This window comes from Candidatus Polarisedimenticolia bacterium (genome assembly GCA_036001465.1).
In the GTDB taxonomy this organism is placed as follows: domain Bacteria; phylum Acidobacteriota; class Polarisedimenticolia; order Gp22-AA2; family Gp22-AA2; genus Gp22-AA3.
In genome coordinates this window covers 56,379-62,627 of sequence record DASYUH010000048.1, presented here as the reverse complement: position 1 = coordinate 62,627, position 6,249 = coordinate 56,379, and the positions used below count along the sequence as shown (strand labels likewise).

The following is a 6,249-nucleotide window of genomic DNA, read 5'->3' as shown; positions in this document are numbered from 1 at the left end:
ACATCCACCGCCGCCCCCCGACGCATCGGCTTCGAGGACCTGGCCCGCCTGGTGCGCGTGAGCGACCCGCAGGTGTCCCCCGACGGGAACTCGATCGTCATCGTCGTGTCCCGTCCGAACTACGACGACAACCGGCACGAGGCGGAGCTCGTCGTCGTGGACGTCGCGACGGGGGCGCAGCGCGTCCTGACGCGCGGGCGGCAGGAGCTGGCCCACCCCCGCTGGTCGCCGGGGGGCGACAGGCTGGCGTTCCTGGCGAAGGGGACGCCCAGGAAGACCCCGAAGGTCGAGCCTGCGGCGACCCCCGCCGCGACGGAAAAGGGGGCCCCGCCGATCGCTCCGGACGAAGAGGGGCACCGCCAGATCTTCGTCATGCCGATGGACGGCGGCGACGCGCTGCAGATCACCGACGCCTTTGCGGGCGTGCAGCAGTTTGCCTGGAGGCCGGACGGCGGCGCCCTCGCCTTTGTCACCGAGGACGTGCCCGCCAACCGCGAAGCGATGAAGAAGGGGGAGGACGCCTTCGAGGTCGGGAACAACGACTATCTGGCGCAACAGGCGGCCTTGCCGTCGCACATCTGGCTGGTGCCGGCCGAAGGCGGGGTGGCGCGGCGGCTCACTTCGGGCGGCTGGAGCCTGCCCGTGAGCGAGCCTCCCGGTCCCCCGTCGTCCCCCCTCTCCTGGTCGCCCGACGGCAGGCAGATCGCCTTCGCGCGGCAGGACAACCCGCACTTCGGCGACGCCGATCGGACGTCGATCCAGATTCTCGAGGTGGCCTCCGGCGCCCTGCGCCCCCTGACGGGGCGCACCCTCCTGGAGGGCTTTCCGAGCTACAGCCCGGACGGCGCGCGCATCGCCCTCTGGTACCCGCGGGACGGCGACCCGAACGCCGTCAACGAGATCCATGTCGTCCCCGCGGCGGGCGGCGAGCCGAAAGTCGTCACCCGTGCCATCGATCGCTGCCTCTATCGATCGATCTGGATGCCCGACAGCCGGTCGCTCCTGGTGGGCGGCAACGACGGCACGCGCGTCTCGCTCTGGCTGCAGCCGCTCGATGGCCCGGCCCGCCGTCTGGACCTCGGCAAGGCGAACCCCTCATGGTCGTTCTGGATCGACGCGGCGGTGGCGAAGAATGGCGCGGTCGCCTTCACGGGCAGCGAGCCCCAGCATCCGACGGAGCTTTACTACATGGCGTCGCCCGACGCCGCGCCGCGGCGCCTGACGTCGTTCAACGACCCGGTGGCGTCGCTGGATCTCGGACGCGTGGAGACCATCGAGTGGCAGGGGCCGGACAGGCTGTCGGAGAACGGAGTCCTGATCTATCCTCCGGGATTCGACGCGCGGAAGCGGTTCCCGCTGGTGCTTCTCATCCATGGCGGTCCGCAGGCCGCCTCGACCGAGAGCTTCTCGACCTTCGGCCAGCTCCTGGCGGCGCGCGGCTACGTCGTCTTCCAGCCGAATTACCGGGGCAGCGACAACCTGGGCAACGCGTACCAGCGGGCGATCGTCAACAACGCCGGGGACGGCCCCGGCCGGGACGTCATGGCCGGGCTCAAGGTCGTCCAGGCGCGCGGGTTCGTCGACCCGGGCCGCATCGGCGTGTCGGGCTGGTCGTACGGCGGCTACATGACCTCCTGGCTCATCGGCCACTACGACGTCTGGAAGGCGGCGGTCACCGGCGCCACGGTCAGCGATTTCATCGACCAGTACAATCTGGCCGATTTCAACGTGCAGGCGCGCTGGTCGTTCGGCGGATCCCCCTGGACCGGCGGCCGCGACAAGGCGTACCGCGAGCAGTCGCCGATCACCTACGCCCAGCGCGTCAAGACGCCCACCCTGATCCTGTCCAACACCGGCGACGCCCGCGTCCCGGTGACCCAGTCCTACCGTCTGTACCACGCCCTCAAGGACAACGGCGTCCCCACGCGCTTCGTCGCCTGGCCCGTGCCGGGCCACTTTCCCGCCGACCCGGTGCGCAGCCGCTCGGTCTACCGCGAGTGGATCGGCTGGCTCGACGCGCATCTCATCCCGATGCCGGACGGGACGCCCGCCTCGCCGCCGGGCGACAAGGCCCCCGCGCTGCCGGACGACGTGAAGCCCGTGGCGACGGGGGCGTCGCCGCGTTGAATTCGGGGAGCCCGACCCGGAACGGATTTCCGGCGCCCCCTGCGATCAGCGCCTCCTTCCGTGCCTTCGGAAGCTTCTTGATCCGGCTTTCGATTTGCAGCGCCATGCCCCTGGTGCCGACGGCTCTCACGAACACGAGGCGCAGCGGCCCTCTGCCGCGCACATACTTCGCCCCCCGGCCGTCGTGCCGCGCATGCTCCGCGAGCCGACGGCGAATGTTCGTGGCGATGCCGGTATAGAGGGTCCCATCACCGCACCGCACGACGTAGACGGACCATTGCGCCATGAACAGAGTCGATGCACCAGGGCCCACGTGGCCGCGTCCTGCTTCGCGAGTCCGCGCGAGCGCCCGTGGAGAATACACCCCGCTCGCCCGAGTCGCGCACCCTGCTAGGGAGGAGCCTGCGACATGTCTGAGCCGGAGCCTTTACTGGGGGGCGCCCCGACCCTAGTTTTACCGGCGATGAAGGCTGGTCGTTCATCTCGTACATTGTCTTCGGCTCCTTAAGCGGGCTCTGGTTGCAGGGCATGCTGTGGGGACTGGCCCTCTTCGCCCCCTTCTGTGCGCTCCTGGCACGCCTCAGTCCTGACAAGGTGAATGCCAGAAAACTCCTCCTGGGACTGATGGGGCTATGGGCGGTGCCGGCGATGTTCGTGCCGTTGTGGGCCGGCGTCGATCCACGCTTCACGCGGGTCGCGGCCAGAGTCTCGACGGCACGGCTCGACAACCCGGGCGCGATCAACCGCCTCGCCCAGACGATCGTGACACACGTCCTCGCCGGCCCCGGCTGCCCGGCCAGAAAAGGGACATCTGGTACACCCCCGACGAGAACATGGAGTACACCCCTGAAATCCACCGACGGCCGCTTCAGGCGATCGGGGAGGTGAAGAATGGCGGCGACCTGCCCATCCGCGCTGTCTCCGTGGCATGCCGCGCCCTGGACGGCCAGGGTCGCGTCGTCGGCCGTGGCATTGCGCCGATCGTGACCTGTCACTACGAGCGGCTCGACGGCCCTTATGAACCGATGCCGCCCCATGGCAGCCGCCCGTTCTCCGCCGAAATCAAGCTGAGCCCCCGAGACGCCCTCGAGCACGGCGGGCCGGTGATCCTCGAGACATCCGTCCAGGACCTGAACCTCGGAAGGAAGAACTGAACCCGGTTTGGGCGGCGCACATCCGTCGCGATCCCGGTGTAGAGACTGCCGTCCCCACACCTCAAGATGTAGACGGACCATCGCGCCATGGACAGGGCTCCATTCCCCGAAGAACCCCCGGCGCGGCTCGGTTCCGCAAGCCTGGGCGAGAGTGCGGCCAGAATACCCAGCCGTCCCCCGACCGTGGGTTGTTTCTCCGCGATTTCCGTTGTCGGCCGGGTGTCACGGGCGTAGATTTGAAGGCATCAGACCCCTTTCACCCCCCGGAGGTGAGCCATGAACAAAGCGGTTGCGATCGCGCTCATCGGCATTCCACTCTGTCTCGCCCTCACTTCCGGCGTCTACGCGGCCTGCGCCGCGGGGGTGCCCATCTATCATGGCGTCGATTCCTATTTCGTGTGCACGGACACGGGACCTGTCGCCGGCTTCACCTATGAGCTCTCGAATCCGATCGGCGCGAACAGTGGCCTCGTGGACATCGTCAACGAGGGTGTGGGGGACGATGGACGCGTGACTATCAGCACAGACTGGCAGGTGTCCGGGTTCGTCGGCTGTCCGGTCTCGCAGGCGGGAAGGCGGCGTATCGTGATCGCCGTCCAGGGTAACGACGGGAAAGGACTCTTCGTCTCGCTGAGCGGCGTCGACCCCAACTCGTTGGGTTACCTCGTCGAAATGGCACACAAGTTCGACCCGTCGACCGGCCTTGCCCTTCCCCTGCCCTGTGGTGACACCGGGGGGGCCCCGACAATCGTTTCCCAGTCCTCGTCGGGCGGCATGGTGACCCTCTCGCTTCACTTTACTGCTCCGAGCGTCTTCAGCGACTGCGACCCGGACTCTCTCGGAGTCATGGCCGGCCTCGGAACCTGCCCCGACAACTTCACAGCTTCGACCGAGATCGGCAGGATATTCACCCGGCTGGCCACCTGCACGACGCCGCCCGACCTGAGGCGGGATCAGTGGACTGATACGGGTCTCGTTCCCGATGCCGACGGCAACGCCACCCTGACAGTCTCGGCGCCCGGCAAGGGTCAGTGCCTGTACGCCGGCGACACGGCGACCATCAACGGCTTCGAGAGCAGCGGAATCACCGGGTTCGTGACCATCTCGGGCGAACCTTGCTTCGACGACGATCTCGACGGTGTCACGGACTGCCAGGGAGACTGTGACGATTCGGATCCCGCACGATTCCCGGGAAACCCGGAGATCTGCGACGGGATCGACAACAATTGCGATGGTCAGGCCGACAACGGGATTGCCTGCCAGGGGTCGTGCTTCCCGCCCAACAAGATCGGGGCGGACATCCGAGTCACGAACGACACCAGCCAGTCCATCGAGCCCTCTTTGGTCTGGACGGGATCGGAATTCGGCGTGGCCTGGTCGGATTTTCGCGACGGAAACGATGAGATCTATTTTGCGCATCTCGATCCATCGGGATCGAAGATCGGCACTGACATCAGGGTCACCAATAACCCGGCAAGGAGCACGATGGCCTCTCTGGTCTGGACGGGGTCGGAGTACGGACTCGCATGGGCAGACAACCGGGATGGCAATTACGAGATCTACTTCAAGCGACTCGGGCCGGCCGGAACCTTCGTGACCGGCGACCTGCGAGTCACGAACGCCGCGCGGGATTCGATCCGTCCCAGCCTCGTCTGGTCGGGAACCGGTTACGGCCTCGCCTGGAGCGACCTTCGCGACGATTACAACGGCGAGCTCTACTTCGCGCTGCTCGATGCCTCCGGGTCCAAGATCGGCGCCGACGTCCGGCTCACCGATCATCCGAGGATTTCCAGCAACCCGAGCCTGGCGTGGACCGGATCTCGGTTCGGCATCGCCTTTCGGGATGACCGGAACGGCGGGGAGGGCGACGTCTACTTTGTCGGGGTCGGCGCTTCGGGGACCAAGCTGGCGGAGGAAATCCGTGTCACCACGACGTCAACTCTGTTCGTGGCTCCTTCGCTCGTCTGGACAGGATCGGAGTATGGAGTCGCCTGGGACAGCAAAACGGACGCGCAGCCCGTCCACGTCGTCTTCGCGCGCCTCGACCCAACCGGGAATCGGATCGGCGGCGAGGTCCGAGTGGACGGCAGTCCGGACGGCTCGAGTTTGCCGTCGCTGGTCTGGAACGGCGATGAGTACGGCGTGACGTGGGTGGACGGGCGCGACGGGAACGGGGAGATCTATTTCATCGGCCTGACCGCCCAGGGCGTGCGCATCGGCTCCGACTTCAGGCTGACGAACGACCCCGGATCCTTGAATTCGCCTAGGCTGGCCTGGACTGGGAGCCAGTACACGGTGGCCTGGACAGACTTCCGAAACTTCAACGAGGAGATATACCTGGCTAGCATCGGCTGCAATTGCGTTGACACGGATGGAGACGGGTTCACCTCCTGCACCGACTGCGACGACGTCCGCGCCGACGTGCATCCGGGGGCTGCGGAGGTCTGTGACGGCGCGGACAACGACTGCGACGGGCTCGTGGACGAGGGTGCCGCCGGGACCGACCCCGACGGCGACGGCGTCCTGAGCGCCTGCGACAACTGCCCGCTCGTCGACAATCCGGCACAGGAGGACCAGGACTTCGACCGGGTCGGCGATGCCTGCGACGTCTGTCCGACGATTCCCAACGCCAGTCAGGACCCGGCGGTTTGCGACCAGCGTATCGACCCGATCGCCATTTCCTTCTCGGGCCCGCTGGGCCGGGGCTCGGGGATCGTCACCTGGACAACCACCCACGAGGTCGACATTGCGTCCTTCAATATCGTCGTGTTCGACTCGCAGGGGAACCGGAGCCAGCAGAACATGGCCCCGATCGAATGCGAGGAGTGCGTCACGGGGGCGCCGCACACGTATCTCCTGACCGTGCCCAAGCACAAGAGCGGGAAGAACATCTTCGTCGAGTTGATCCGGATCAACGGAACCGTCGAGCTCTGGGGACCGGCCACACGGGAATAGACGGTCGTTCCCG

At 67.0% G+C, this 6,249-nt stretch carries 4 protein-coding genes; 3 read left to right on the top strand and 1 reads right to left on the bottom strand.

Annotated elements, in window-relative coordinates; translation table 11 throughout:
• Positions 1-2,127, top strand: a 2,127-nt coding sequence (locus VGV60_10075; protein ID HEV8701603.1) for a S9 family peptidase, incomplete at its 5' end; no start/stop codon positions are given.
• Here the strand turns inward: VGV60_10075 and VGV60_10070 are convergent.
• The gene (locus VGV60_10070; GenBank protein HEV8701602.1) at positions 2,024-2,413 is read right to left on the bottom strand and encodes a GIY-YIG nuclease family protein; all 390 of its coding nucleotides are present in this window, start codon (positions 2,411-2,413) and stop codon (positions 2,024-2,026) included. The genes VGV60_10075 and VGV60_10070 overlap by 104 nt on opposite strands.
• A gap of 547 nt (positions 2,414-2,960) precedes the next feature.
• Between VGV60_10070 and VGV60_10065 the strand changes: the two genes are divergently transcribed.
• Together VGV60_10065 and VGV60_10060 are read left to right on the top strand one after the other, a co-directional pair.
• The gene (locus tag VGV60_10065) at positions 2,961-3,281 is read left to right on the top strand and encodes a hypothetical protein (GenBank protein ID HEV8701601.1); all 321 of its coding nucleotides are present in this window, start codon (positions 2,961-2,963) and stop codon (positions 3,279-3,281) included.
• 276 nt (positions 3,282-3,557) lie between these two features.
• The gene (locus VGV60_10060) at positions 3,558-6,236 is read left to right on the top strand and encodes a putative metal-binding motif-containing protein (protein ID HEV8701600.1); all 2,679 of its coding nucleotides are present in this window, start codon (positions 3,558-3,560) and stop codon (positions 6,234-6,236) included.
• Positions 6,237-6,249 lie beyond the last annotated feature (13 nt).